Annotated in this window: 27 protein-coding genes and 1 tRNA gene; 26 read left to right on the forward strand and 2 right to left on the reverse strand. The window is 68.0% G+C overall.

Translation table 11 applies throughout. From position 1 onward, the window contains the following. The first annotated feature begins 78 nt into the window (after positions 1–78). The 17 genes from rho (at position 79) to FFS20_RS11230 (ending at position 16,671) form a co-directional block, all read left to right on the forward strand. Positions 79–2,103, forward strand: coding sequence for a transcription termination factor Rho (gene rho / locus FFS20_RS11150; RefSeq protein ID WP_137825924.1), 2,025 nt, complete (start codon positions 79–81; stop codon positions 2,101–2,103). Position 2,104: 1 nt separating this feature from the next. Further along, positions 2,105–3,181, forward strand: a complete 1,077-nt coding sequence (gene prfA / locus FFS20_RS11155) for a peptide chain release factor 1 (protein WP_137825925.1) — start codon at positions 2,105–2,107, stop codon at positions 3,179–3,181. A 16-nt stretch (positions 3,182–3,197) separates the two neighbouring features. Then, complete coding sequence (gene prmC / locus FFS20_RS11160; protein ID WP_137825926.1) at positions 3,198–4,112, forward strand: peptide chain release factor N(5)-glutamine methyltransferase; 915 nt, start codon at positions 3,198–3,200, stop codon at positions 4,110–4,112. Positions 4,113–4,131: 19 nt separating this feature from the next. Beyond that, a complete protein-coding gene (locus FFS20_RS11165) occupies positions 4,132–4,782 on the forward strand; it encodes an L-threonylcarbamoyladenylate synthase (protein ID WP_137825927.1) in 651 nt (216 codons plus the stop codon). Next, positions 4,783–5,892: an MraY family glycosyltransferase gene (locus tag FFS20_RS11170; protein ID WP_137825928.1), complete on the forward strand. Its 1,110-nt coding sequence runs from the start codon at positions 4,783–4,785 to the stop codon at positions 5,890–5,892. It abuts the gene before it with no gap. Then, a complete protein-coding gene (locus tag FFS20_RS11175) occupies positions 5,889–6,344 on the forward strand; it encodes a hypothetical protein (RefSeq protein WP_137825929.1) in 456 nt (151 codons plus the stop codon). The genes FFS20_RS11170 and FFS20_RS11175 overlap by 4 nt, the downstream gene beginning before the upstream one ends. A gap of 206 nt (positions 6,345–6,550) precedes the next feature. Continuing rightward, positions 6,551–7,363 carry a F0F1 ATP synthase subunit A gene (gene atpB, locus FFS20_RS11180; protein WP_249356808.1) on the forward strand — a complete coding sequence of 271 codons (813 nt, stop codon included), beginning with the start codon at positions 6,551–6,553 and terminating at the stop codon, positions 7,361–7,363. Positions 7,364–7,441: 78 nt separating this feature from the next. After that, positions 7,442–7,666 carry a F0F1 ATP synthase subunit C gene (gene atpE, locus FFS20_RS11185; RefSeq protein ID WP_137825930.1) on the forward strand — a complete coding sequence of 75 codons (225 nt, stop codon included), beginning with the start codon at positions 7,442–7,444 and terminating at the stop codon, positions 7,664–7,666. Between the two features lie 27 nt (positions 7,667–7,693). Then, complete coding sequence (locus tag FFS20_RS11190) at positions 7,694–8,245, forward strand: F0F1 ATP synthase subunit B (RefSeq protein ID WP_137825931.1); 552 nt, start codon at positions 7,694–7,696, stop codon at positions 8,243–8,245. Next, positions 8,245–9,051, forward strand: a complete 807-nt coding sequence (locus FFS20_RS11195) for a F0F1 ATP synthase subunit delta (RefSeq protein WP_137825932.1) — start codon at positions 8,245–8,247, stop codon at positions 9,049–9,051. Before FFS20_RS11190 ends, FFS20_RS11195 begins: the two co-directional genes overlap by 1 nt. A gap of 86 nt (positions 9,052–9,137) precedes the next feature. Further along, a complete protein-coding gene (atpA, locus tag FFS20_RS11200; protein ID WP_137825933.1) occupies positions 9,138–10,772 on the forward strand; it encodes a F0F1 ATP synthase subunit alpha in 1,635 nt (544 codons plus the stop codon). Between the two features lie 31 nt (positions 10,773–10,803). After that, positions 10,804–11,739, forward strand: a complete 936-nt coding sequence (locus FFS20_RS11205; protein ID WP_137825934.1) for a F0F1 ATP synthase subunit gamma — start codon at positions 10,804–10,806, stop codon at positions 11,737–11,739. A gap of 27 nt (positions 11,740–11,766) precedes the next feature. After that, the gene (gene atpD / locus FFS20_RS11210; protein ID WP_137825935.1) at positions 11,767–13,218 is read left to right on the forward strand and encodes a F0F1 ATP synthase subunit beta; all 1,452 of its coding nucleotides are present in this window, start codon (positions 11,767–11,769) and stop codon (positions 13,216–13,218) included. A 3-nt stretch (positions 13,219–13,221) separates the two neighbouring features. Beyond that, on the forward strand, positions 13,222–13,482 hold the full coding sequence (locus tag FFS20_RS11215) for a F0F1 ATP synthase subunit epsilon (protein ID WP_137825936.1): 261 nt from the start codon (positions 13,222–13,224) through the stop codon (positions 13,480–13,482). A 62-nt stretch (positions 13,483–13,544) separates the two neighbouring features. After that, a complete protein-coding gene (locus FFS20_RS11220; protein WP_282959875.1) occupies positions 13,545–13,973 on the forward strand; it encodes a DUF2550 domain-containing protein in 429 nt (142 codons plus the stop codon). After that, positions 13,973–15,286, forward strand: a complete 1,314-nt coding sequence (gene murA, locus FFS20_RS11225) for a UDP-N-acetylglucosamine 1-carboxyvinyltransferase (protein ID WP_137825937.1) — start codon at positions 13,973–13,975, stop codon at positions 15,284–15,286. Before FFS20_RS11220 ends, murA begins: the two co-directional genes overlap by 1 nt. 545 nt (positions 15,287–15,831) lie before the next feature. Continuing rightward, entirely contained in the window at positions 15,832–16,671 is an 840-nt protein-coding gene (locus FFS20_RS11230; RefSeq protein WP_137825938.1) for a hypothetical protein, read from the forward strand. A 101-nt stretch (positions 16,672–16,772) separates the two neighbouring features. On the opposite strand, the gene nucS is transcribed toward FFS20_RS11230, so the two are convergent. Next, positions 16,773–17,468, reverse strand: a complete 696-nt coding sequence (gene nucS / locus FFS20_RS11235) for an endonuclease NucS (RefSeq protein ID WP_137825939.1) — start codon at positions 17,466–17,468, stop codon at positions 16,773–16,775. Positions 17,469–17,498: 30 nt separating this feature from the next. On the opposite strand from nucS, the gene FFS20_RS11240 reads away from it, so the two are divergent. Beyond that, positions 17,499–17,795 carry a hypothetical protein gene (locus tag FFS20_RS11240; RefSeq protein WP_249356810.1) on the forward strand — a complete coding sequence of 99 codons (297 nt, stop codon included), beginning with the start codon at positions 17,499–17,501 and terminating at the stop codon, positions 17,793–17,795. A gap of 120 nt (positions 17,796–17,915) precedes the next feature. Here the strand turns inward: FFS20_RS11240 and FFS20_RS11245 are convergent, their stop codons facing one another. Next, a complete protein-coding gene (locus FFS20_RS11245; protein ID WP_137825940.1) occupies positions 17,916–19,538 on the reverse strand; it encodes a cell division protein in 1,623 nt (540 codons plus the stop codon). Positions 19,539–19,871: 333 nt separating this feature from the next. Here FFS20_RS11245 and FFS20_RS11250 point away from each other — a divergent pair, with 333 nt between their 5' ends. The 8 genes from FFS20_RS11250 to FFS20_RS11285 form a co-directional block, all read left to right on the forward strand. Continuing rightward, positions 19,872–21,062: an acetyl-CoA C-acetyltransferase gene (locus tag FFS20_RS11250; protein ID WP_137825941.1), complete on the forward strand. Its 1,191-nt coding sequence runs from the start codon at positions 19,872–19,874 to the stop codon at positions 21,060–21,062. Between the two features lie 6 nt (positions 21,063–21,068). Continuing rightward, entirely contained in the window at positions 21,069–21,611 is a 543-nt protein-coding gene (locus FFS20_RS11255; protein ID WP_137825942.1) for an MOSC domain-containing protein, read from the forward strand. Positions 21,612–21,718: 107 nt separating this feature from the next. Next, positions 21,719–22,042: a thiamine-binding protein gene (locus FFS20_RS11260; protein WP_137825943.1), complete on the forward strand. Its 324-nt coding sequence runs from the start codon at positions 21,719–21,721 to the stop codon at positions 22,040–22,042. Between the two features lie 59 nt (positions 22,043–22,101). Continuing rightward, entirely contained in the window at positions 22,102–22,311 is a 210-nt protein-coding gene (locus FFS20_RS11265; protein WP_137825944.1) for a hypothetical protein, read from the forward strand. Positions 22,312–22,418: 107 nt separating this feature from the next. After that, positions 22,419–22,492 (forward strand) — tRNA-Arg (locus FFS20_RS11270). A gap of 78 nt (positions 22,493–22,570) precedes the next feature. Then, the gene (locus FFS20_RS11275) at positions 22,571–24,265 is read left to right on the forward strand and encodes a dynamin family protein (protein ID WP_249356811.1); all 1,695 of its coding nucleotides are present in this window, start codon (positions 22,571–22,573) and stop codon (positions 24,263–24,265) included. Beyond that, positions 24,262–25,842, forward strand: a complete 1,581-nt coding sequence (locus FFS20_RS11280) for a GTPase (protein WP_137825945.1) — start codon at positions 24,262–24,264, stop codon at positions 25,840–25,842. The genes FFS20_RS11275 and FFS20_RS11280 overlap by 4 nt, the downstream gene beginning before the upstream one ends. A gap of 198 nt (positions 25,843–26,040) precedes the next feature. Next, the coding region (locus FFS20_RS11285) for a single-stranded DNA-binding protein (RefSeq protein ID WP_137825946.1) at positions 26,041–26,528 on the forward strand (488 nt) is incomplete at its 3' end.

The following is a 26,528-nucleotide window of genomic DNA, read 5'->3' on the forward strand; positions in this document are numbered from 1 at the left end:
ATGCACCGTCAAGGGTGTTTCCGTCGCCGTGGGTTTACGGCTCTTTGCCGCACGGCCGAATGAGGGAGAAGGACCTTCGTGTCTGAAACCACAACCCCGGATTCCACACCGCGCACCGGCAGTCTGACCGCTCTGCGCCTTCCCCAGCTGCAGGAAATGGCAGCGGGAATGGGAATCAAAGGATACCGTCGACTTCGCAAGGGCGAACTCATCGACGCCATCAACAACCAGGGCGGATCGGGCGCCGGCACGGCTCCCGCCGCCACCACCTCGGCGCCGGCCGAGTCCGCTGACTCCTCGGCCTCCGAGGGCAAGCGCGGACGCCGCCCCGCCCGTCGCAGCGCGGCTGCGACCGCCCGCGAGGACTCCGCGGCCCGCGAGGACGCCGAGACCGCCGCGCCTGAGACCACCGCCCCCGAGGCCACCGCGGCGCCCGACGCCGAGACCGCCGGTGACGAGCAGACCGGCCAGGAGCAGTCCGGCCAGGAGCGCCAGCGCAACCGCCGCGGACGCTCGCGGTCGCGCGGCGGCGACGCCGACACCGAACAGAGTGGCGAGGACGCCGCGAACCGCCGCGGCCGGCAGGGCGACGGCGAGGACCGCCGGTCCGATCGCAAGGACCGCGACGATCGCAAGTCCGATCGTGACGAGCGCGGCAGCGACCGCCGCGACGATCGCGGCAGCGACCGCAAGGACCGTGACGATCGCAGGGACCGCGACGACCGCGGCAGCGATCGCAAGTCCGATCGTGACGACCGCCGGTCCGATCGCCGCAACCGGCAGGGCGACGGCGACGACAACCGCCGCGACAACGACAACCGTCGGGACAACGATCGTCGGAACCGCAACGGCTCCGACGATGACGAGCGCGGCGGACGCCGCGGTCGCGGCCGTGACCGGAAGCGTCGCGGACGCGGGGGAGACGAGCCGGAGCTGCGCAGCGACGACGTCCTCATCCCCGTCGGCGGCATCCTCGACGTCCACGACAACTACGCGTTCCTCCGCACCTCGGGCTACCTGCCCGGACCCAACGACGTCTACGTCTCGGCGTCGATGGTCCGCAAGAACGGTCTGCGCAAGGGCGACGCCGTCGCCGGTGCGATCCGTCAGCCGCGTGAGGGCGAGCGGGGAGGCAAGCGCGAGAAGTTCGACGCGCTCGTCCGCCTCGACTCCGTCAACGGGCTGAGCGTCGACGACGCGAAGAACCGCGTCGAGTTCTCGAAGCTCACCCCGCTCTACCCGCAGGAGCGCCTGCGCCTCGAGACCACCTCGAAGCTGCAGTCGACCCGCCTCATCGACCTCGTCACCCCGATCGGCAAGGGCCAGCGCGGACTCATCGTCGCGCCCCCGAAGGCCGGCAAGACGACGATCATGCAGCAGGTCGCCAACGCGATCACCGAGAACAACCCCGAAGTCCACCTCATGGTCGTCCTCGTCGACGAACGTCCCGAAGAGGTCACGGACATGCAGCGTGCGGTCGCCGGTGAGGTCATCGCCTCGACGTTCGACCGTCCCGCCGACGATCACACGACGATCGCCGAACTCGCGATCGAACGCGCCAAGCGCCTCGTGGAGATGGGCTCCGATGTCGTCGTCCTCCTCGACAACATCACCCGCCTCGGTCGCGCCTACAACATCGCGCAGCCGGCCTCGGGCCGCATCCTCTCCGGTGGTGTCGACGCGAACGCGCTCTACCCGCCGAAGAAGTTCTTCGGCGCCGCCCGCAACATCGAAGGCGGCGGCTCCCTGACGATCCTCGCCACCGCCCTCGTCGAGACGGGGTCGAAGATGGACGAGGTCATCTTCGAGGAGTTCAAGGGCACGGGCAACATGGAGCTGCGCCTGTCCCGCCAGCTCGCCGACAAGCGCATCTTCCCGGCCGTCGACGTCAACGCCTCGTCGACGCGTCGTGAGGAGATGCTCATGACGCCGGAGGAGACGAAGGTCATGTGGCGTCTGCGCCGCCTGCTCTCGGGTCTCGAGCAGCAGCAGGCCGTCGAACTCCTCATGTCGAAGCTCAAGGAGACCGGCTCGAACGCGGAGTTCCTCATGCAGGTGCAGAAGACGACGCCGCTGCCGAAGTCCTCGACCGACGACCACTGAGATGAGCAGTGACAGCCTCACGGCCGGCCTCGCCGTGCTCGTCGACGAGCACACGAGGCTGTCCGAGGAGCTCTCCGACCCGGCCGTGCACGCTGATGCCGGCCGGGCTCGGAAGCTGTCGCGCCGCTACGCCGAACTCGACCGCATCGTCGTCGCGGCCCGCCGCGTCGACGAACTGCGCGACGATCTCGCAGCGGCCGAGGAGCTCGGCGACGACGACCCCGAGTTCGCCGCAGAGGCGACGCGCCTGCGCGCCGAGCTCGAGGCGGCCGACGCCGAACTCCGCGACCTCCTCATCCCGCGTGATCCCGATGACGCCCGCGATGCGATCGTCGAGATCAAGGCGGGGGAGGGCGGCGACGAGTCGGCGCTCTTCGCCGGGGACCTCCTGCGCATGTACGAGCGCTGGATCGCCTCCCACGGGTGGTCGTCGCAGATGCTGACGGCCACGCACTCCGACCTCGGCGGCTTCAAGGACGTGACGATCGCCGTCAAGGCCGGCACCGACGGCGCGTACGGCTGGCTGAAGTTCGAAGGCGGCGTTCACCGGGTCCAGCGCGTCCCGGTCACCGAATCCCAGGGGCGCATCCACACCTCGGCCGCCGGCGTCCTCGTCTTCCCCGAGGTCGACGAACCCGAGGAGATCCACCTCGAGGACAAGGATCTGCGCATCGACGTCTACCGGTCCTCGGGCCCGGGCGGACAGTCGGTCAACACGACGGACTCGGCGGTGCGGATCACCCACCTGCCCACCGGGATCACCGCGAGCTGCCAGAACGAGAAGTCGCAGCTGCAGAACAAGGAAGCGGCGCTGCGCATGCTCCGCGCCCGCATCCTCGCCAAACAGGCCGAGGAGGCTGCTGCCGAGGCCGCCGACATCCGCCGCTCCCAGGTGCGCACCGTCGACCGCTCGGAGCGGATCCGCACGTACAACTTCCCGGAGAACCGGATCACCGACCACCGCACCGGGTTCAAGGCCTACAACCTCGATCAGGTGCTCGCCGGCGACCTCGACGCCGTCATCGGGTCGAACCGCGACGCCGACCGCGCGGCACGCCTCGAGGCACTGGGGGACTGAGCTGGACCCGACCACCATGGACGTTCCCACTCTGCTGCGGGCCGGTGCCCGTGTGCTCACCGAGGCGGGGGTGCCCTCTCCCGAGACCGACGTCTCCGCTCTGCTCGCCCACGCGTGGGACATCGACGCATCGACCCTGGCCCGTCGCCGGCTCTTCGCCGAGGAGGTTCCGGCCGCCGTCGCCACCCGGTTCGCTCGCCTCCTCGACGAGCGCAGCCGCCGCATCCCGCTCCAGCATCTCACCGGCGTCGCGCACTTCCGCCGTCTCGAACTGCTGGTCGGACCCGGCGTGTTCGTGCCCCGACCCGAGACCGAACTCCTCGTCACCGAGGTCCTCGATCACCTCTCGCGGCGGGAGACCGCGGCGGATCCGAACACCGCTCCGCTCGTCGTCGATCTCTGCTCAGGCTCGGGGGCGATCGCACTGTCGGTCGCCCTCGAGCGCCCGGGCACCCGCGTCATCGGCATCGAACGCGAAGCCGGCGCCCTGCGCTGGTCACGGACGAACCTCGCCCGCCTCGACCTCGGCGCCTCCGATGTCGACCTCATCGCCGGCGATGCGACGACCGCGGCCGCCGACCACCCGGAGCTCGTCGGCACCGTCGACGTCGTCGTGACGAACCCGCCGTACGTGCCCGATGCGGCCGTGCCGAAGGACCCCGAGGTCCGCGACCACGATCCCGCCGCCGCGCTCTACGGCGGTGTCTCCGGACTCGAGATCCCCGCCCTCATCCTCGCTCAGGCCGCGCGCCTGCTCCGTCCCGGCGGGCTCGTCATCATGGAGCACGCCGAGGATCAGGGCGCCGGGGTCCGAGAGATCATCGCCGGTGTGGCGGGTCTGGCAGCTGCGACCACGTTCCCGGACTACACTGGACGCGACCGCTACACGGTGGCCGCGGCGACCGATCCGCGCACCCACCCGACGAGCTGACAGCAGGAAAAGAGATTCAGTGTCCCGACGATTCGACGTCACGCAGGCCGACATCCGCGATCTCGTCCTCGACGAGTGCGCGCGCGTCGTCGAGGCGGGCAACCTCCTCGTCATCCCCACCGACACGGTCTACGGCATCGCCGCCGACGCCTTCAACGCCTCAGCCGTCGCCGCCCTCCTCGCGGCCAAGGGCCGGGGGAGGGACATGCCGCCGCCGGTGCTCGTCCCCCGCGCGGAGACGGTCTTCGGCCTCGTCGACGGCGTCGACGAGACGGTGCTCGCGCTCACCGCGAAGTTCTGGCCGGGACCGCTGACGATCATCGCGAACGCCCAGCCCTCCCTCGACTGGGACCTCGGCGACACCCACGGCACCGTGGCCGTGCGGATGCCCGACGACGAGTACGCCCTCGCGCTGCTCGGCCGGACGGGACCGCTCGCCGTCTCGAGTGCGAACACCACGGGGGAGCCCGCGGCCACCTCGGCGGATGCCGCCCAGGACATGCTCGGGTCCGATGTCGAGATCTACCTCGACGGCGGCGGGCGCGACTCCGGTCGATCCTCGACGATCGTCGATCTCTCCGGCGACGTCCCCCGCATCGTCCGCACGGGGCCGATCACCGCAGAGCAGCTGCGGGAGATCGTGCCCGACCTTCGCGACCTGGACGGCTGAGTGCGCGCCTACCTCTTCATCCTCGTCGTCTCCGCGCTGGTGGCGTACCTGCTCACGCCCATGGTCAAGCGGGTCGCCGAACGCGGGCTCATCTTCTCCCCGCTGCGCGAACGCGACGTCCACTCCGTGCCCACGCCGAGGCTGGGCGGCGTCGCGATGTTCGGGGCCGTCATCGTCGGGCTCGTCTTCGCCTCCCAGACGCCGTTCCTCCAGCGGATCTTCGTCGAGATGGGCCCGATCATCGGCATCGCCGGGGCCGCCGGTCTGCTCTGCCTGCTCGGGATCATCGACGATATCTGGGACCTCCACTGGATCACGAAGCTCGCCGGCCAGGCACTGGCGGCGGGCTTCATGGCGATCAACGGAGTCGCCCTGCTCTCGATCCCCTTCGGCGGGGTGATCATCGGCTCACCGCGGATGTCGATCATCGTCACGATCCTCGTCGTCCTCGTGACGATCAACGCGGTGAACTTCGTCGACGGCCTCGACGGGCTCGCCGCCGGGGTCGTCGCGATCGGCGGCAGCGCGTTCTTCATGTACTCGTACTGGCTCGCCCGCGACGCCTCCCCGGACTCGTACGCGAACCTCGCCTCGCTCATCATCGCGATCCTCGTCGGGGCATGCCTCGGCTTCCTGCCGCACAACTTCAATCCCGCCCGCATCTTCATGGGCGACTCCGGCTCGATGCTCATCGGTCTGCTGCTCGCCGCCTCGACGATCCGGGTCACCGGACAGGTCGATCCGGCCCTCATCGGACAGGAGCGGGTCTTTGCGACGTACCTGCCGATCATCCTGCCCATCGCCGTGATGTTCCTGCCGCTGCTCGACCTCGGGCTCGCCGTGGTCCGCCGGCTCATGGCCGGGCAGTCACCGTTCTCCGCCGATGCCAAGCACCTCCACCATCGGATGCTCCGGCTCGGGCACTCCCACGCCCGGGCCGTCCTCATCCTCTACACGTGGACGGCGCTCATCGCCTTCGGCTCCGTCATGCTCCTGCTCGTCCCGGCGCTGACGGTCGTCATCGTCGTCGGCCTGCTCTTCGCCGTCACTCTCGTCTTCACCTTCTACCCGCTGCGCGCCCGCCGCCATGCCAGAGAGGAAATCTCGTGACCGACCCTCAGCCGACCTCGGAGACCGCCGTCCAGGCCGCCTGGACCCGCGTGTGGAGGACGATGCTCATCCGCGGGGCGATCCTCGTCCTCGTCGTCGCCGCTCTCGGCATGGGCATCGGCTGGCTCGTCTCGGGCAGCGCCGGACTCATCGGCGGGGCGATCGGCGGGGGACTGGCCGCCGTCTTCATCGTCGTCACGCTCGTCATCATGTACCTCGGACGCAATCTCGGACTCACCGCGATCGCGGGATTCCTCGGGCTCGGGTTCCTCTTCAAGGCGTTCATCTTCATGATCGTCATCTGGCGGCTCAAGGACGCCGTGTGGCTCGACGGCACGGTGGCCTTCTTCACGATCGTCGCCGCCGTCATCGGCTCCTCCCTCGTCGAGGCGATCACCGTCGTCAAGGCGCGGGTGCCCTACGTCGATCCCGAAGCGGGACGGTCCCGCTGATCCGTCCATATGCCGAGCATCCGCCGCTGCCAGGAATCGCTCAGCCAAGCCGCAAGGATTTGTCGGCAGCTCTCTACCGTTGGTAGAGTAGTTCCGGTGCTGGAGCCGTGTCGCTCCAAGTCGCTCCTGATCTTGATCCCCGCGCTCCTCGCGCGGCCGAAGGCCAGGCCATTTCCGGCCGATGACCATGGGAGAGAAACGTAAACGTGGGTAAACTCAACGCCGCGCACACACTGATCCAAGCCGCTGAAGGCGGATATCACGCCCCGTCGATGTCGGAGTTCTTTCCCGCACCGTTCGCTTTCATCGGCACGCCGTTCGAGATGAACCGCGTGATGCTCATCCGCATCATCGCCACGATCGCCGTCGTCGTCGTCCTCGCCATCTGGGCGAAGCGGATGAAGCTCATTCCCGGCCGCTTCCAGTCGGCCATGGAGCTCGCCATGGAGTTTGTCACCGTCGGCATTGCCGAGGACACCATGGGCAAGGAGAAGGCGAAGAAGTTCATGCCGCTCATCGTGGCGATCTTCTTCGGCGTCCTCTTCTGGAACGTCACGAAGCTCATTCCGTTCTTCAACATGCCGGCCACCGGCGTCATCGGACTGCCGATCGTCCTCACCCTGACCGTCTACGTCACCTATCACTGGGCGGGCATCGCGCAGAAGGGCCTCGGCGGCTACCTCAAGTCGGCGCTCATCCTGCCGAACGTGCCGTGGCCGATGCACATCCTCCTCATCCCCATCGAGTTCATCACGAAGTTCGTCACGCAGCCGTTCACGCTCGCGATCCGACTCTTCGCGAACATGATGGTCGGCCACCTTCTCCTCGTCCTCTGCTTCTCCGCGACGAGCTTCTTCCTCTTCGACGCCAGCAACGGCTTCCAGTTCTTCTCGATCCTCACCTTCGCCGGCGGCTTCTTCGTCTTCCTCCTCGAGATGCTCATCGTCGTCCTCCAGGCCTACATCTTCGCTCTGCTCTCGTGCGTCTACATCAACGCCGCCATCTCGGACGACCACTGAGTCGTCCCCACAATCTGTAACCACGTGTTGCAAGGCCGGGCCAACCCCCCGGCCGCCATATGAAAGGAAAAGCATCTTATGGATATGCTCGCTGCAGTCGACGGAAGCATCGCCACCGTCGGATACGGCCTCGCCGCGATCGGCCCCGGTATCGGCGTCGGCATCGTCATCGGCAAGACCATCGAGGGAACCGCTCGCCAGCCCGAGATGGCCGGCGCGCTCCGCGGAAACATGTTCCTCGGTATCGCTCTGATCGAGGCGCTGGCCCTCATCGGCATCGCGACCCCGTTCTTCCTGCCCTGATCCAAAAGATCCGAAGAGGACTAAACGATGACTCCGGTACAAATTGTTGCAGCGTCTGAGAACCCGCTTCTCCCGGCGCTGTATGACATCGTCTGGAGTGCCGTCTGTCTGCTGATCGTCTTCCTGGTTGTCTGGAAGTACGTCCTCCCCGCCTTCAACAAGACACTCGACGAGCGCGCTGAGCGCATCCAGGGTGGCATCGAGAAGGCCGAGAAGGTGCAGGCCGAAGCCGATCAGGCTCTGGCCGAATATCAGAAGCAGCTCGCCGACGGTCGTGCGGAAGCCGCACGACTGCGCGCCGAGGCTCAGGAAGAGGGCGCTCAGATCATCGCCGAGATGAAGGCACAGGCTCACTCCGAGGCTGATCGCATCATCGCGCAGGCGCAGGTCCAGATCGACGCGGAACGCCAGTCCGCGATGGTGCAGCTGCGCAGTGAGGTGGGCACGCTCGCCACCGACCTCGCCTCCCGCATCGTCGGCGAATCGCTCACCGATGACACCCGGTCCGCCGGCGTCGTCGATCGCTTCATCGCCGATCTCGAAACGCAGTCGTCCGGCCAGCCGGTCAAGGGGGCGTGATGCTCCAGTCGAGCAGGCTGTCCCTGCAGGCCGTCCTCGAGGCCGCGAACGTTGAGATCGCCACCGGCAATGCCCGCGAGATCGGCCAGTCGCTGCTCGGCGTCGTCGGCGTGCTCGCCGACAACCTCGGCCTGCGCAAGGCACTCGCGGACTCCTCGGAGTCCGCGGAGAAGAAGCAGGGCCTGCTGCGCGCCGTCTTCGGCGCCCAGGTGCCCGAATCCGCTCTGACGATCGCCTCGGTGGCGGTCGGCCAGCGGTGGGCGCGCACGCAGGACTTCGTCACGAGTCTCGAGGTCGCCGGAGTCACGGCGATCGCGGCCGCAGCTCAGGAGCTCGGCCAGCTCGGTCAGGTGGAGGAGGAGATCTTCCGCTTCGCCCGACTGCTCGAGAGCGATCATGAGCTCTCGCGAGCGCTCGACTCCGATGCCGGGGCCGACGCCAAGCGCGCACTCGTGGAGAACCTGCTCGCGGGCAAAGCCTCGCCGGACACGATCACGCTCGTCGAGCACGCTGCGGTCCACCCGCGCGGGCTGCGCGTGGCGATCGCCCTCGACCACTTCAGCGACATCCTCGCCGCGCGTCAGCAGCGGTCCGTCGCCGATGTCACGGTGGCCAAGCCGCTGACGCCCGCGCAGACCGAGCGCCTCGCTGCGGCGCTGGCTGCCAACTACGGTCGTGAGCTCGTGCTCAACGTCCAGGTCGATCCCGAAGTCCTCGGGGGAGTCCGGGTGCAGGTCGGCGATGAGGTCATGAACTCGACCGTCGCGGACCGTCTGGCAGAGGTCCACCGCAAACTCGCAAGCTGATCACGCTCGCCGGCAGATCCGGCGGCACAGGCGGCCCACCGGTCGTCGGACACACGTTCTGAGTAAAAGGAAGCAGGGAAACCACAATGGCGGAACTGACAATTCGCCCGGAGGAGATCCGGGACGCTCTGGGGAAGTTCGTTGAGTCGTACAACCCCGAGAGCTCGGAGAAGACTGAGGTCGGAAAGGTCGTCACCGCCGGTGACGGCATCGCCCACGTCTCAGGTCTGCCGGGCACTATGGCCAACGAGCTCCTCCGTTTCGAAGACGGCACCCTGGGCCTGGCCCAGAACCTCGACGAGCGCGAGATCGGCGTCGTCGTCCTCGGCGACTTCGCGGGCATCGCGGAGGAGCAGGACGTCTACCGCACCGGTGAGGTCCTCTCGATCCCCGTCGGCGACGGCTACCTCGGCCGCGTCGTCGACCCGCTCGGTCGCCCGCTCGACGGCCTCGGCGAGGTCGAGACCGAAGGCCGTCGCGAGCTCGAGCTCCAGGCCCCGGGCGTCATGGACCGCCAGGAAGTGCGCCAGCCGCTGCAGACCGGCTACAAGGCCGTCGACGCGATGATCCCCGTCGGCCGCGGCCAGCGTCAGCTCATCATCGGCGACCGCAAGACCGGCAAGACGGCCCTCGCGATCGACACGATCATCAACCAGCGCGATGCCTGGGCGACCGGTGACCCCGAGCAGCAGGTCCGCTGCATCTACGTCGCCGTCGGTCAGAAGGGCTCGACCGTGGCGAACGTGCGCCGTTCGCTCGAAGAGAACGGCGCACTCGAGTACACGACGATCGTCTCGGCTCCTGCTTCCGATCCCGCGGGCTTCAAGTACCTCGCGCCCTACTCGGGTTCGGCCATCGGTCAGCACTGGATGTACAACGGCAAGCACGTCCTCATCGTCTTCGATGACCTCTCGAAGCAGGCCGAGGCCTACCGCGCCGTCTCCCTTCTCCTCCGCCGCCCGCCGGGCCGCGAAGCCTACCCGGGTGACGTCTTCTACCTCCACTCGCGCCTCCTCGAGCGCTGCGCGAAGCTCTCCGACGCCCTCGGCGCCGGCTCGATGACCGGTCTGCCGATCATCGAGACCAAGGCCAATGACGTCGGCGCGTTCATCCCGACGAACGTCATCTCGATCACCGACGGACAGATCTTCCTCCAGTCGGATCTGTTCAACTCCGGTCAGCGTCCTGCCGTCGACGTCGGCGTCTCGGTCTCCCGAGTCGGCGGTGCCGCGCAGACGAAGGCGCTCAAGAGCGTCTCCGGTACGCTCAAGCTCTCGCTCGCGCAGTACCGGTCACTCGAGGCCTTCGCGATGTTCGCCTCGGACCTCGACGATGCGACCAAGCGCGACCTCGCTCGCGGTGCTCGCCTCATGGAGATGCTCAAGCAGCCGCAGTTCGACCCGATGCCGTTCGAGAAGCAGACCGTGTCGATCTTCGCCGGCACCAACGGCTACCTCGACGATGTCGCCGTCTCCGACGTGCTGCGCTGGGAAGCCGAGATGCTCGACACCATCGAGCGCAAGACCGAGATCCTCACCGTCATTCGCGAGACGCAGAAGCTCGAGGACGACGTCCGCGAGCAGCTCGAGAAGGCACTTGACGAGTTCAACCAGAACTGGGTCGCTGACGAGAACGACGGCAGCAAGGCCGGCGCTGAGGACTCGTCCGTCGCCTCCTCCGATGACGTCGAGCAGGAGCAGATCGTTCGGCAGAAGCGTTGAACCTGATCTGTAACGGCGAAAGGAAGAACTGATGGGAGCCCAGCAGAGGGTCTTCAAACAGAAGATCCGCTCGACTCAGTCCTTGAGGAAGATCTTCAAGGCCATGGAGCTCATCGCCGCGTCCCGGATTCAGAAGGCGATCGCGCGTTCGCAGGCGGCCAGCCCGTATGCCAACGCCCTGACGCGCGCTGTCTCCGCTGTCGCGAGCGAGTCGAACGTCGACCATGTGCTGACCTCGGAACCGGACCATGTCACCCGCGCTGCGGTGCTCGTCATCGGTCCGGACCGAGGCTTCGCCGGAGCCTACTCTGCCAACGTCATCCGGGAGTCCGAGGAACTCGTCCGCCTGCTCAAGCAGGAGGGCAAGGAGGTCGCGCTCTTCACGGTCGGCGGCAAGGCCGAGAGCTACTACACGTTCCGCGATCGTCCGATCGTCGAGGCGTGGACCGGGTTCTCGGAGAACCCGACCGCCGAAGACGCCCGGAAGATCGGCGAGGCGCTGCTCAAGGCCTTCGAGACCGACGCCGGTGATGGCGGGGTCCAGGAGATCTACATGGTCTTCACGCGCTTCGTCTCCTCGGTCAAGCACGATCCCGAGTACCGGCGCCTGTTGCCGCTCGAAGTCGTCGACGCCGACGAGGCGACGACTTCGGGCAGGACCGGAGGCGGCGGGTCGGATGCCGGCACGATGCCGCTCTACGAGTTCGAACCGAGCGCGGAGGCCGTCCTCGACGCCCTCCTGCCGCGGTACATCGACTCGCGCATCCTCTCGGCACTGCTGTCCGCCTCGGCGTCCGAACAGGCCTCGCGTCAGGCGGCGATGAAGACGGCGACGGACAACGCCGACGACCTCATCAAGACCTACACCCGACTGGCCAACTCGGCCCGTCAGGCGGAAATCACCCAGGAACTCACCGAGATCGTCGGTGGGGCCGACGCCCTTGCGGCATCGGCAGCCGGCGACTGACCGGTACGAGCAGAGAAGAAAGAGACCATGACTGCCACAGTTACGGATAACTCCCCGGCACAGGGCACAGCCCTCGGTCGCATTTCCCGGGTCATCGGCCCGGTCGTCGACGTCGAGTTCCCGCTCGATTCCGTGCCGGAGATCTACAATGCACTGACCACGACGGTTGAGCTCTCGGAGGGCACGCGCAAGCTCACCTTCGAGACCAGCCTCCACCTCGGCAACGGCATCGTCCGCGCCGTGTCCCTGCAGCCGACCGACGGCCTCGTCCGCGGCCAGGAAGTCGTCGACACCGGCGCGCCGATCTCGGTGCCGGTCGGCGATGTCACCAAGGGCCACGTGTGGAACACCACCGGCGACTGCCTCAACCTCGCCCCCGGCGAGGAGCTCGACATCACCGAGCGCTGGCCGATCCACCGTCCGGCTCCGGCCTTCGACGAACTCGAGTCGAAGCAGGAGGTCCTCGAGACCGGCATCAAGAGCATCGACCTGCTCACCCCGTACGTCCAGGGTGGGAAGATCGGCCTCTTCGGCGGCGCGGGTGTGGGCAAGACCGTCCTCATCCAGGAGATGATCTACCGCATCGCGCACAACCACAACGGCACCTCGGTGTTCGCCGGTGTGGGTGAGCGCACCCGTGAGGGCAACGACCTCATCTTCGAGATGGACGACGCCGGCGTCTTCGGTGACACCGCGCTCGTCTTCGGTCAGATGGACGAGCCGCCGGGCACGCGTCTGCGCGTGGCCCTGGCCGGGCTGACGATGGCGGAGTACTTCCGCGATGTCGCGAACCAGGACGTCCTCCTGTTCATCGACAACATTTTCCGCTTCACCCAGGCGGGCTCCGAGGTCTCGACCCTGCTCGGCCGCATGCCCTCGGCTGTGGGCTACCAGCCCAACCTCGCCGATGAGATGGGTGTGCTCCAGGAGCGCATCACCTCGACGCGCGGTCACTCGATCACCTCGATGCAGGCGATCTACGTCCCGGCCGACGACTACACCGACCCGGCTCCGGCGACGACGTTCGCGCACCTCGATGCGACGACCGAGCTCAACCGTGACATCGCCTCGCGTGGTCTCTACCCCGCGATCGACCCGCTGACCTCGTCCTCGCGCATCCTCGACCCGCTGGTCGTCGGCGAGGAGCACTACCGCGTGGCCAACGAGGTCAAGGCGATCCTGCAGAAGAACAAGGAGCTGCAGGACATCATCGCGATCCTCGGCGTCGACGAGCTCTCGGAAGAGGACAAGCTCGTCGTCCACCGTGCCCGTCGCATCGAGCAGTTCCTCTCGCAGAACACGTACACCGCTGAGAAGTTCACGGGTGTTCCGGGTTCGAACGTTCCCGTTGCCGATACTGTCGCGGGCTTCGCGAAGATCATCTCCGGAGAGGTCGACTACATTCCGGAGCAGTGCTTCTTCAACGTCGGCGGCATGGACGATGTCATGCGCAACTACGAAGAACTGCAGAAGAAGTAAGCCATGGCAGTCCTCGATGTCAACGTCGTCGCAGCCGACCAGGAGGTGTGGGTCGGTGAGGCCAAGCGCGTCATCGCCCGCACCCTGGACGGCGAGATCGGCATCCTGCCCGGTCACGAACCCGTTCTCGGGGTCGTGGCCGATGGTGAGGCGAGGATTCTCACGACCTCGGACGAGACCGTCCGAGTGCAGGCCGACGGGGGATTCCTCTCGGTCGAGAACAATCGTGTCATCATTGCGGCTGATCAGGCCGAACTTCTCTGATCAGTCAATTACACTTGGCAACCGTGAACCCTTCCGTCCTGCTCATCGTTCTGCTTTCGCTGGTGGGACTGGCTCTTGCCCTCATCGTCGTCGTGACGATTCGGCGCAGGTCGATCTCGAAGTTGTCGGGTGCCTTTGACTGTTCGATCAACGTGGGCGAGGAATCCAGTTCCCGCCCACGTTGGCGTTTGGGCGTCGCGGTGTTCGCCGTCAGTTCGCTTGACTGGTATCCCGTGTTCGCTCTCAACCGGCGCGCGGCAGTGCGTCTGCCGCGCGCCGACCTCGACATCCTCGTGCGGCGCAAGCCCACCTCGGGGGAGCAGTATTCGGTGCTCCCCGACGCGGTCGTCGTCGACTGCTCGTACGGCAAGGCCGACGGGCGCCCGCGCAATGTCTCCCTGGCGATGGACACCGAGTCGCTGTCGACGATGGCCTCATGGCTCGAGTCCTCGCCCCCCGGCTTCAATCCGACGATGGGACGGTTCACCTGATGGAAGTCTTCCGCCTCACCGGCCCCACGCAACTGCGCGGCACCGTCGACGTGCGCGGTGCGAAGAACAGCGTCCTCAAGCTCATGGCGGCGAGTCTGCTCGCCGTCGGCAAGACGACGATCACGAACGTTCCTGCGATCCTCGATGTGCGGATCATGGTCGAGCTCCTCAGCCGCCTCGGCTGCACCGTCGACTACGATGCCGAGGCCGGAATCGTAAGCATCGACGTCCCCGCCGAGGTGGGAATCCAAGCCGACTACGAACTCGTCCGCGCGATGCGGGCCTCGATCTCCGTCCTCGGACCGCTGACGGCGCGGATGCACTCGGCGCACGTGGCGCTGCCCGGCGGCGATGCGATCGGCTCCCGCGGACTCGATATGCACCAGGCCGGCCTCGAAGCCCTCGGCGCCCATGTGCGACTCGAGCACGGCTACTTCGTCGCCGAGGCCCCCGGTGGGCTGACCGGCACGGACATCGCCCTCGATTTCCCCTCCGTGGGGGCCACGGAGAACCTCGTCATGGCGGCGACCCTCGCCTCGGGCGTGACGACGATCGCGAATGCGGCGAAGGAGCCGGAGATCGTCGACATCTGCCTCATGCTCGTCGAGATGGGTGCCCGGATCGAGGGGATCGGCACCGCAGATCTCACGATCACCGGCGTCGACGCCCTGCATCCGGTCGAGCACCGCACCGTCGGCGACCGCATCGTCGCCGGCACCTACGCGTTCGCCGCCGCGCTGAGCGGGGGAGACGTCACGGTGCGCGGGGTCGGCCTCGACATCATGCCCAACGTCGCGATCAAACTCCGCGACACCGGCGCGACGGTCGACGACCTCGGCGACATCACCCTGGGCGACGGCACGCAGGGCAAGGGCTTCCGCGTCATCGGTCCCGCGCGACCGCACGCGATCCGCGTCGCGACGATGCCGTTCCCCGGCTTCCCGACCGATCTCCAGCCCTTCGTCATTGCGCTCAACTCGGTCTCCGACGGGGTCGGGCTGCTCTCGGAGAACCTCTTCGAGGCCCGCTGGCGCTTCGTGCAGGAGGTCGCCCGGCTCGGCGCGAAGGTCCGCGTCGACGGCAATCACGCCCTCATCACCGGGGTCGACGAGCTCTCCGGCGCCGAGGTGGAGGCCTCCGACATCCGCGCCGGTGCCGGTCTCGTGCTCGCCGGTCTGCGGGCCGCCGGGATCACCGAGGTCTCCGGCGTCGATCACATCGACCGCGGCTACGAGGGCTTCGTGCAGAAGCTCCAGGCGCTCGGCGCCGACATCGTCCGCGTCAGCCGCGCCGACCGCCTCAGCTTCGACTGAGCTCCCTCTTGCACAGCGCGGCGACTCATCGGTCGTCGCTCAAGCCGCCCGGCGGTCGAGCCCGCCAGCACGTTTCGAGAATTCCCGCACATCCGCGAGCTCACTCCAGGCTGAGCGCGGATGGCCGGTGTTGCACGCCTGGCTATCCGCGGTGCGCCGTGACCGACACCACCCGGGCGCTCACTCCAGGCTGAGCGCGGATCGCCGGTGTTGCACGCCTGGCTATCCGTGCTACGCCGTGACCGACACCTCCGGCGTACTCGTGCCGGTTGACTGTCCACAGGCGCGTTCGCCGCTCAGTGGTTATCCACAGGACGTTTTGACGCTCTTGCGGTCTGGATGCGTTCTGTTCCATGCTCGATTGCATGTTTGCGTGCTTGGAGACCTCGGATCTGGTGGCGGCGGGCTGGAACACCCATCAGATCAAATCTGCCGTCGATTGCTGCCTGCGGCGACTCCGGCGGGGACGATACGTCGTCACGCGTGCGTGCGACAATCCGTCGCACGCTTTCGTCGCAGCGATCGCGGAGGCGGAGGAGACCGCGTTGCCCCATGAGACCGCGGGGATGCTCAAGCGCGGAGAGGATCTGAGGATTCTCGTCCGGTCATTCGTCCCCGACCTGCCGCATGACGCAGTGTTCTCCCATCGGAGTGCGCTGCTCGTCCACGGCTTGCCCGTGCCGTATGTCGATCAGGGTGAGGTGTACGTCGAAGTCGCGAGCCCTCGCAGCTCGGTCCGCCAGAGGGATCTCGTGGTCCGCCGACGGTCCCTGCAGCCCGACACCATCGAGATCGTCGACGGGATTCCGGCGACGACGGTGGTGCAGACGCTCCTCGATGTCGCCAGGGATTGTCCGTTGGCGTTCGCCGTGGCTGTTGCGGATGCCGCGGTGCGCTTGGGGCAGGTGTCTCGCGAGGAGTTCCGAGCGCACCAATTGGCGCATCCTGTGCGGACCCGCCAGTCGCGGATCTCAGCGGTGCTGGAGAACATCGACGGACGGCGTGAAACGGTGGCGGAGTCGATCTGCGCCGTTCGATTCGTCGAGTATTCGATACCGGGCTTCGAGCCGCAACTCGTCATCTGCGACGCCGATGGCCGCTTCCTCGCTCGGTCCGACTTCGGCAACGAAGCAGTCAAAGTCATTGCCGAGTTCGATGGCGCCGGCAAGTACTACATCGATGACGGTGATCCGCACCGAGCCTTCGAACGCGAACGGAAGCGGGAGTACGCCCTGCGGAACGAGGGGTGGATGGTCTTCCGCATTCGATGGGCCGACCTCTTCAGGGCAGACCTCTTCCTCAGGATCAAAGAGGCGGTGCGGATCCGCGAGACGGAGATCGCCGCGCGAGACCGACTCGCAGGCCCGATTCACGGCGCGCAGTGAGGGCGATTCAGTCGTCGGTCAAGGCGCAGCGCGGATAGCGGGGCGTGCCCGGCCCGCCATCCGCACTAACGCTGGATCGGCGGGAATGGGCGCCGAGGCGGTCAGAAGAGGCGCGTCTCCGGGTCGTCCATCCCGCGCAGGGCATCGTAGTCGAGGACGACGCAGCGGATGCCGCGGTCCTCGGCGAGGGTGCGTGCCTGCGGTTTGATCTCCTGCGCGGCGAAGACGCCGGTGACCGGCGAGAGCAGCGGGTCGCGATTCATCAGCTCGAGGTAGCGGGTGAGCTGTTCGACGCCGTCGATGTCGCCGCGGCGCTTGATCTCGACGGCGACGGACTTCTGCGCCGCGTCGCGAGCGAGGATGTCGACCGGCCCGATCGCCGTCATGTACTCGCGGCGGACCAGGCTGTAGCCCGTGCCGAGGGTGTGGATGTGCTCGGCGAGGAGCTCCTGAAGGTGGGCTTCGACGCCGTCCTTGACGAGTCCGGGATCGACGCCGAGGTCGTGGCTGGAATCGGAGAGGACCTCGGCGACGGAGATGACGAGTCGGTCCCCGGTCTTCGCCTGGGAGACCGTCCACACTTCGCGCAGCCCTGCCTCGGCCTGCTCCTCGGTCGCCGGTGCGATCTGGACCGAGCACGGGGGAGTCATCCAGTTGAGCGGTTTGTACGATCCGCCGTCGGAGTGGATGAGGATCGAACCATCGGCCTTGAGCATGATGAGGCGGGTGGCCATGGGCAGATGGGCGGTCAGACGACCGGCATAGTCAACAGAGCATTCAGCTATCACGAGGCGCACCCGTCACACACTACGTGAGAGAATCGGCTTATGCCACGATCGAACTCCTCGCGTCGCCGGAACAAGTGGAGCACTCCCGGCCGGGACCTCTCGGAGTCCGTCGGCGGCCTGCGCCGCAGCCGTGATCTGCCCGACGGCACGTGGTCGGTCCAGCAGGTCGCCGGCAATGCCAGCGGCAAGGTCTATGTCTGTCCCGGCTGCGGTCAGAACGTGTCGGCAGCGACGGCGCATATCGTCGCGTGGCGGCAGAGCGCCCCTCACGGCATCGACATCGGCGTCGACGCGCGCCGGCACTGGCACATCCGCTGCTTCGAGAAGTTCCGCTGACGACAGCGCACCGGACACGTGAAAGGGGACCCACCGCGGTGGGTCCCCTTTCACGTCCGCGCCGCGCTCAGGCGAGCGATCGCTCTCAGACGGGAGCGTTTCAGTCCGTGAAGCGCGGACTCAGCGCAGAGAGTTGCGCGTGCGGGCGGCCTTCGACCGTCCCGCGCCTTCGTTCGCCGAAGCGGCTCCCCCCGAGCCCTGCGTCCCCGACGTGCCGCCGGAGACCTGGGCGTCGATCGCGATCGTCTTGTCATCGGTGGCGCCGTTGGGCAGCTCCGAAGTGTCGACATCGGACTCGACCGATTCCGCCTCGGCGGTGACCGTATCGTCGGCGGTCGCCTTCGCCCTCTGGGCAGCTGTCGCACCGCCCTGGTCGGCACCGGCTTTCTCTGCCGCGCTCTTGTCCGCGGAGCCCTTGTCCGCCGCACCTGCGGCTGCGGCTCCCTTGGCGGAGCCTGCCTTCGCGTCGGCGTTCTTCTTCGCGGCGTCCTGCTCCTCAGCGGCGTCGGCGGCGAGGAGGTCGGCGAGCGTCTCCCCATCGGCGATCTGCTCGGTCGCATGCGTCGCGGCTTCGGCCTTCGCCGGATCGACGGCGTCGCCGCCCATCACACCGGGCATCGCGAAGAGCGAGCGGAGCTGGTCGAGCTGCGCGGTGATCGTCTTGCGCTGCTTCGTGAGCAGATCGACCTGCGACTGCGCCGAGGCGACGTTGCGCTTGGCCTCGGCCGCGGACTCCTCGATCGTCGCCTCGGCCGTGGCGCGCGCCTCGGAGATGAGCGTCTGCGCCCGGGCCTTGCCGTCGGCGATGATCTCGTCGGCCTTCTTCACGGCATCGGCACGCGTGGTCTCGGCGCGCTCGGCGGCAGTCTTCGCATCGGTGTCGGCCTTGGCCGCGCGGGCCTGGGCCTCCTCGATGAGCTTCTTGTTCTCCGTCTGCGCGGTGTCGTAGCGCTTCTTCCGCTCGGCCTCTGCGTCCTTGCGCTTGGCGGCGAGTTCGACCTCGAGGTCGTTCGCGGCCTTCTTCGACGCCTCGTCGCGGGACTTCGCGGACGCGAGGAGCTCATCGGCCTGGGCCTGCGCTGCGGCGATGGTCTCATCGGCCTGGGTCTTGGCCTCGGCCCGGAGGTCGGTGGCCTCCTTCTCGGCGGCGGCGCGGAGTTCGGCGATCTCGTGCTCGAGGCTCTCGCGGGCCTCCTTCGACGCGGCGTCGTTGGCCTCCTTGGACTGGAGGGACTCGCGCTCGGCGGTGGCTTTGAGCTCGGCAGCGCGGTTCTCCGCCGACTTCACGGCCTCCTCGGCGCGCAGCTCCGCGGAGCTGATGATCGCGTCGGCTTCGGAGCGGGCGCTGCTGAGGGTGTCGTTGCTCTCGGTGCGCATCCGAGCGCGGGCTGACGCCGCCTCGGCGCGGGCCTTGTTGCGGATCGTCTCGGCATCGGAGTTCGCCTGGGCAAGCGTCTCGCGGGCCTGGGATTCGGCGATCTTCAGGAGATGGTCGATGCGGGATCCGGGAGGACCGGCCGCCTCGGCGTTCTCATTGGCCGCCTTCTTCAGCTGTGCCTTCGCCTCGGACAGCTCACCGGCGATCTGGAGCTTCGCTCGATCGGCGTTGATGACCTGACTGCGGGCATCCGACAGCGCCTTTCGCACGGATTCGATCTCCGTGCGCAGCTGCTGCAGTCGGGAATCGACTTCGCTCTTCTCGTACCCGCGCATCGCTGTGCGGAATTCTTCGGTGGGCGTCACTGAAGCTGACTCCTGTCGTCTCAAGGGGATGTTGTCGTGCCTGCGCGCTCCCCACTCTATCGGACTCAAGATGAGTGTTGTGTCCGAATCCGGCGGTCGGGACGGGACTGTGCGCCGGTCCGGTGACCCCGCGCACAACAGCTGCAGCGAGTGGATCGAGGGGCCGCCTCGGCGAGCAGGAACGATGCTCCACCGGCGTCAGAGGCGGGGCCGAACGCCCCCGCGGCACCCCAGTGATCAGTGCCACAGAGGGCTCGGTTACCCTGGGTGCAAGCAGCTCACCGCCGTGCAGCACCTGCTCGGGGCGAGGACATCCTTGATCAAGGAGGAAACATGACTGAAGCAGTGATCGTCTCCGGCGCGCGCACGCCGTTCGGCAAGCTCTCGGGAGCCCTGGGATCGCAGACCGCGGTCGACCTCGGCGCCGCCGCGATCAAGGGGGCCCTCGATCGCGCGGGGATCTCCGGAGATGAGGTCGAGTACGTCATCATGGGACAGGTGCTCCAGGCCGGCCTCGGCCAGGGTCCGGCACGTCAGGCCGCGGCTCAGGCGGGCATCCCGATGAGCGTTCCCGCGATCACGATCAACAAGCTCTGCCTCTCGGGGATCAACGCGATCACGCAGGCCGCACAGCTCGTGCGCGCCGGGGAGTACGACGTCGTCGTCGCCGGCGGACAGGAGTCGATGACGCTGGCCCCGCATCTGCTCGAGAAGTCGCGGGCCGGCTATAAGTACGGCGATGTCGTCGCCAAGGACCACATGGACTACGACGGACTCTGGGACGCGTTCACCGACCAGGCGATGGGCGGGCTGACCGACGAGGCGAACAAGGGCGATTCCGAGTTCAGCCGTGAGCAGCAGGACGCGTTCGCCGCGCAATCGCACCAGCGCGCCGCGGCCGGGTGGGAGTCCGGCGTCTTCGAGAACGAGGTCGTGCCCGTGACGATCACCAGCCGCAAGGGCGAGACGACGGTGACCGACGACGAGGGCGTGCGCCCGGACACGACGCCCGAGTCGATGGCGAAGCTGCGTCCGGCCTTCCGCAAGGACGGGGCGATCACCGCGGGCAACGCCTCGCAGATCTCCGACGGTGCGGCCGCCGTCGTCGTCATGTCGAAGGAGAAGGCCGAGGAGCTCGGTGCGCCGATCCTCGCCGAGATCCGCGCGCACGGATGGACCGCCGGACCGGACTCGACCCTCCAGCACCAGCCCTCGCAGGCGATCCGTGCGGCCGCTGAGAAGGAGGGCGTCGCTCCCGACTCGTTCGACCTCTACGAGATCAACGAGGCGTTCGCCGCCGTCGGTCTCGCGAGCACGCAGGACCTCGGCCTCGATCCCGAGAAGGTCAATGTCAACGGCGGTGCGATCGCACTTGGCCACCCGATCGGAGCCTCCGGGGCCCGCATCGTCCTCACGCTCGCCCTCGAACTCCAGCGCCGAGGCGGCGGCACCGGTGTCGCGGCGCTGTGCGGCGGCGGCGGCCAGGGCGATTCGCTCATCATCACCGTTCCCGCCCAGAGCTGAGGTCCGATGGCGGCGGCGCGCGTGGTGAGTGTCAGCAGCGATGCGGAGCATGCGTTCTCGAAGCCTGTCCGTGACGCGATCGAGCTCGTCGAGGGCATCGGCGTGCGCGGTGACGCGCACGCCGGCGTCACCGTCCGGCATCGCTCCCGTCTCGCCCGTACGCCGTCGGCGCCCAACCTCCGCCAGGTCCATCTTCTCCACGCGGAGCTCTTCGACCGCCTCGGCGCCGCCGGGTTCACCGTCGGCCCCGGGCAGCTCGGTGAGAACATCACGACGCTCGGCCTCGATCTCCTCGCGCTGCCCGTGGGCACGCGCCTGGGCATCGGGGAGGCCGTCGTCACGCTCACCGGTCTGCGCAATCCGTGCGCGCAGATCGACGGACTGGCCCCCGGACTGCTGGGGCAGGTCGTCTTCCGCGACGACGAGGGCCAGACTGTGCGCCTGGCCGGTGTCATGGGCATCGTCTCGACCAGCGGCACGGTGCGACCCGGGGACGCGGTGACCGTCGAGCTGCCGGACGGCGAGCCCCACGCCTTGGCGCCCGTCTGACCCGCCTCGGCGAGCTGACCGGAGCACCGCCGCAGCGTTTCCTCGGCCCCGAACTGACGACACCGACCACGACAGCAGACCAACCACGACCACAGGAAGGCACCACCATGCTTCTCGCATTCTCCGTCGCCCCTTCGGGCACCGGCCGCAGCGACGGCTCCGTCCACGAGGCCGTCGCGGCGGCCGTCGAGGTCGTTCGCGCCTCCGGGCTGCCCAACCGCACGACGAGCATGTTCACCGAGATCGAGGGCGAATGGGACGAGGTCTTCGACGTCGTCAAGCGCGCCACCGAGGCGGTCGCACCGTTCGGCTCCCGCATCTCCCTGGTCATCAAGGCCGACATCCGGCCAGGTCACGACGGGGAGATCGAGGCGAAGGTCGACCGCCTCGAAGACGCGCTCGAGGCGCGGAGGAAACTTTCCGACGAGTAATCGGTGACATGCGCGCCCAACGGGTCTATCGTCGTATTCAGGAAGAAGGAGGATGACCCATGAAGAACGGATCCGCGTATTTCACCACAGCCACTGCTCTGACCATGATCGCCCTGCTCGGGTTCATGATCGCCGGCTTCATTCCGCTCGCGGCCGAAGTGGCCTTCGGCGTCGAAGCCCTCGCCGTCATCCTCGCCCTGACCGGCGTCGTCATCCTGGCGATCGTCACGGTGCGCAAGACGCTCGAGAAGGCCGGCAACACCCACTGAGCTGACGACACCTCAGCGGTCCCGCACCCGCCGCCCGGTCATCTGACCAGGCGGGGGAGTGCGGGGCCGCTTTCGTCTGCCCGGCGGCGATCGGTTACGATGTGGGGGCCTCCGTAGCTCAGTCGGATAGAGCAACCGCCTTCTAAGCGGTAGGTCGCGGGTTCGAGCCCCGCCGGGGGCGCACAGTCCAGGGCAATTGTCGCTCGTCACGGCGTGCCTGGTGGAGCTCAGCTGTGAAAACGTGGAAAGTGGATGCGTGATGACAGACAGCGGAAATGCCGTGACGCCACCAGTGGGCGGAGCTCTCGCCGATATCGCGAAGAGGATCTCCGAAACCCGCTTCACCCTGCAGACCGACGACGCGGCCGAGGGGCGCCGTCTGCTCGGATCGCTCTCGGCTGAGATGACCGACTTCATCCTCCCGCGGATCAACCGCGCTCCCGCACCGTTCCTCATCGCCGTCGGCGGATCCACCGGCGCCGGCAAATCGACGCTCGTCAACTCGCTCATCGGACGCGTGGTCAGCCCTGCCGGCGTGCGCCGCCCGACGACGGCGAACCCGATCGTCATCCACAACCCCGCCGACGCGAAGCACTTCGAAGCCCAGACCTTCCTCGCCGATCTGCCGCGCAGCACCGACCCGGCCTCGCCGACCCCGGCGCTCGTCCTCATCCCCGATGCCGACATCGCCCCGGGCACCGCGATCCTCGACTGCCCCGACATCGACTCGATCGCCGAGGCGAACCGGGACCTCGCCCGCCGCATCCTCATGTGCGCCGACCTCTGGCTCTTCGTCACCACCGCCAACCGCTACGCCGACGCCGCGCCGTGGACGCTGCTGCGCGAGGCCGCGCAGCGGAGCACCTCGGTGGCCATCGTCCTCGACCGGGTGCCGCCGGAGGCCAACCGTGAAGTCCGCCACCACCTCTCCCATCTCCTCTCCGAGGCGGGACTGGCCCAGTCGCCGATCTTCTCCGTCGCCGAACTCCCGCTTGAGGACGGTCTGCTCCCGCACACGGCCGTCTACCCGATCCGCTCGTGGATCCAGGAGGTGAGCTCGGAAGCCGAATCCCGGAACCGGATCCGGCGACGCACCCTCACCGGATCGATCGCCGCGCTCCCGTCCCGCGTCGACACCCTCGCCTCCTGCGCCGAATCCCAGGAGGAGGCACACGCCCAGCTCGCCCGCATCGTCGACGAACGCTTCCGCGCCGCCCATGACGGCCTGGCCACGGTCGTCTCCGACGGTCGGATCCTCCAGGGCGCGGTCAACGCCCGGTGGCAGGACTTCGTCGGCACCGGACAGCTCTTCCGCGGTCTCGAGCCGACGATGGCCCGCATGCGCGACCGGATCTCCGCCGCCGTGACGGGCAAACACGATGCCGCCTCGCCGCTGCACATCGCGATCCTGCGCAGTGCCGCGATCTCCCTGCGCGAAGCCGCCGTCGACGTCGTCGACGGGGTCGTCGACGACTGGGGCCGGACCCCGGCCGGCGCCGCCCTCGTCGAATCCGATCCGGGCCTGCGCGCCCCGACCAGCGAACTCGAGGACCGGGTCAAAGAGGCCGTGAGCGGTTGGTCGAACGAGGTCAACGCCCTGGTCCGCGACATCGGTCAGGGAAAGAAGTCGAAGGCGCGGATTCTCTCCTTCGGCGTCAACGGCGTGTGCGCGGTCCTCGAATACGCGACCTTCTGGGACCCTCAGCACGCCCGGGCCACGGACGCGCAGACCACCGGTCCCGGGGTCGCCCTCAACCTCGCGGGAACGATCTTCGGCGAACAGGAGGCTGTCAGCCTCATCGCCTCGATCAGGGACCGCTTCCTCACCGCGGCTGCCGGCATCGTCGGTGACTGCCGTGTCCCATTCGACAGCGCACTACGACTGACAGCGGTGCCCACGCGACAGTCCGGAGCCCTCCGGACCGCCGGTGCCCGCCTCGAGGAGGCATTGTGAACGATTCGGCACAGTCCGAGATCCGACGGCTGGCCGAGGCCATCCGCCACTCGCTCGCGCTCGACCCCGACAAGGTCAGCCCCGACGTCCGCGCCGACGCCCAGAGCCTGCTCGAACGCGCCGACGATCGCCTCGACCTCGGCGAGGACTTCACCGTCGTCGCCTTCGCCGGGTCGACGGGGTCGGGCAAGTCCTCGCTCTTCAACGCCGTCGCCGGCCTCGACATCGCCCGGGTCGGCGTCCGCCGTCCCACGACCTCCCGGCCCACCGCGTGCGTCTGGGGAGAGGGCGGCCGGGAGATCCTCGACTGGCTCAAAGTCCCCGAGCGCAGCCGCACGTGGCGTGAGTCCGCGCTCGACGGCGACGACCAGCGCCGCCTCCACGGGCTCATCCTCCTCGACCTGCCCGACCACGATTCGACGGCAGTGGAGCACCGCGTCGAATCCGACCGCCTCGTCGGGCTCGTCGACGTCGTGTTCTGGGTCGTCGACCCGCAGAAGTACGCGGACTTCTCCCTCCACTCGGAGTACCTGACGAAGCTCGCGGAGAACAGCTCGAACATGGTCGTCGTGCTCAACCAGGTCGACAAGCTCAGCCCCGAGGAGCAGAAGGCCGCCGCCGATCATCTCCGGCAGCTGCTCGCCGAGGACGGACTCACCGACACCGAGGTGCGCCTGTCCTCAGCCGTGACCCGTGAGGGCATCCCGCAGCTGCGGTCGATCCTCGCCGACACCCTCGACTCGAAGCAGGCCGCAGCCGAACGCCTGCTCTCCGACATGCAGGCGATGGCCCGCCGGATCAGGGCGGAGCTCGGCGACCCGGTCGCCACTCCGGACGAGCTGCCCGGTGCCTCCCACCTCGTCGAGACGATGTCCGAGGCCGCCGGTGTCGAGGCCGTCGCGCAGACCGTTCACGACGACTACATCCGCCGCGCCTACAAGCGCACCGGGTATCCGCTTCTCGCCTGGATGCAGCGCAACGCACCCGACCCGCTCGGGGCGAAGCACGGTCTGACCCGCGACGAGCTCATCCGAGCCTCGGTGCCGGCGACGAGCAAGACGCAGAGCTCGCAGGTCCGGCTGATGGCCCACGATCTCATCACCGAATCCGTTGCGACGCTGCCGCGTCCGTGGCAGACTGCCGCGGCCGAGGCGGAGAAGCAGAGCACGAACCAGCTCGCCGACACCCTCGACTCGGCCGTCACAGCTGTGGACATCGAGCGTCGCAGGCCCGGTTGGTGGTCGTTCGCCGGCTTCCTCCAGATCGTGTTCTTCGTCGCCACGGTCATCGGGCTCCTCGGTCTCATCGTCGTCGCGGCCCTGACGTTCGCCGTTCCCGGGGCCCTTCCGGGGTGGATATGGGCCGTCGTCATCGGGCTCCTCGTCGTCGGGATCCTCGGCTCCGTCATCACCTCGGTGATCGCCCGCAATGCGCGGAACAAAGGAGCAGACGAAGCCGCCGAGGCGGTCGACCGCGAGCTGCGCACCGCCGTCGCCCAGGCCGCGCAGAGCTCCTATCTGCAGCCGGTCAACGCGGTCATCGCCGAGCACCGCGACGCGTACGAGAGACTCGCCTGAGACTCGAGCTCACAGGCGACACGACTTGCGTGCAGATGCCCTGTGGACGGCCGAGCGCTGTCCACAGGGCATCGTCGCACCCTCGACAGAACACGGCGGCGCGCGCTTCGCTGGAATCCCCACGGCGGGAAACGACCTGACGAGGCAGGAGACTCCCGATCGCTTCTCGCCGACCGTGCGAAGAGAAGCGAGGAAGCAATGTCGACCATCCCCATCAACGTCTGCGGCACCGTCGCGACCGTCCCGAATCTGAGAACCCTGCCCACCGGACGCCCCTGTGCGTCGTTCCGGCTCGCCGTCAACCACTGGAAGCTCGACAAGTCGACCGGCGAGTTCGTCGAGGACGGCACCTCGTGGTTCGGCGTCGACTGCTACGGCACCCTGGCGAGCAACGTCGGCACGTCGGTCGAGCAGGGCACGACAGTCCTCGTCCAGGGACACCTGCGCAATCGCGAGTGGGCCAGCGGAGAGCGGACCGGGATCGCACCGACGGTCATCGCCGATCACATCGGCCCCGATCTGCGCTTCGGCACGGCGCACTATCGGAAGTCAGCGACGACGCGACCGCGGCCGGCCGAGGCGGTCGACCGCGAGCTGCGCACCGCCGTCGCCCAGGCCGCGCAGAGCTCCTATCTGCAGCCGGTCAACGCGGTCATCGCCGAGCACCGCGACGCGTACGAGAGACT

Origin of the sequence: Brevibacterium sp. 2SA (assembly GCF_005502845.1) — a bacterium.
Taxonomy (GTDB): Bacteria; Actinomycetota; Actinomycetes; order Actinomycetales; family Brevibacteriaceae; genus Brevibacterium.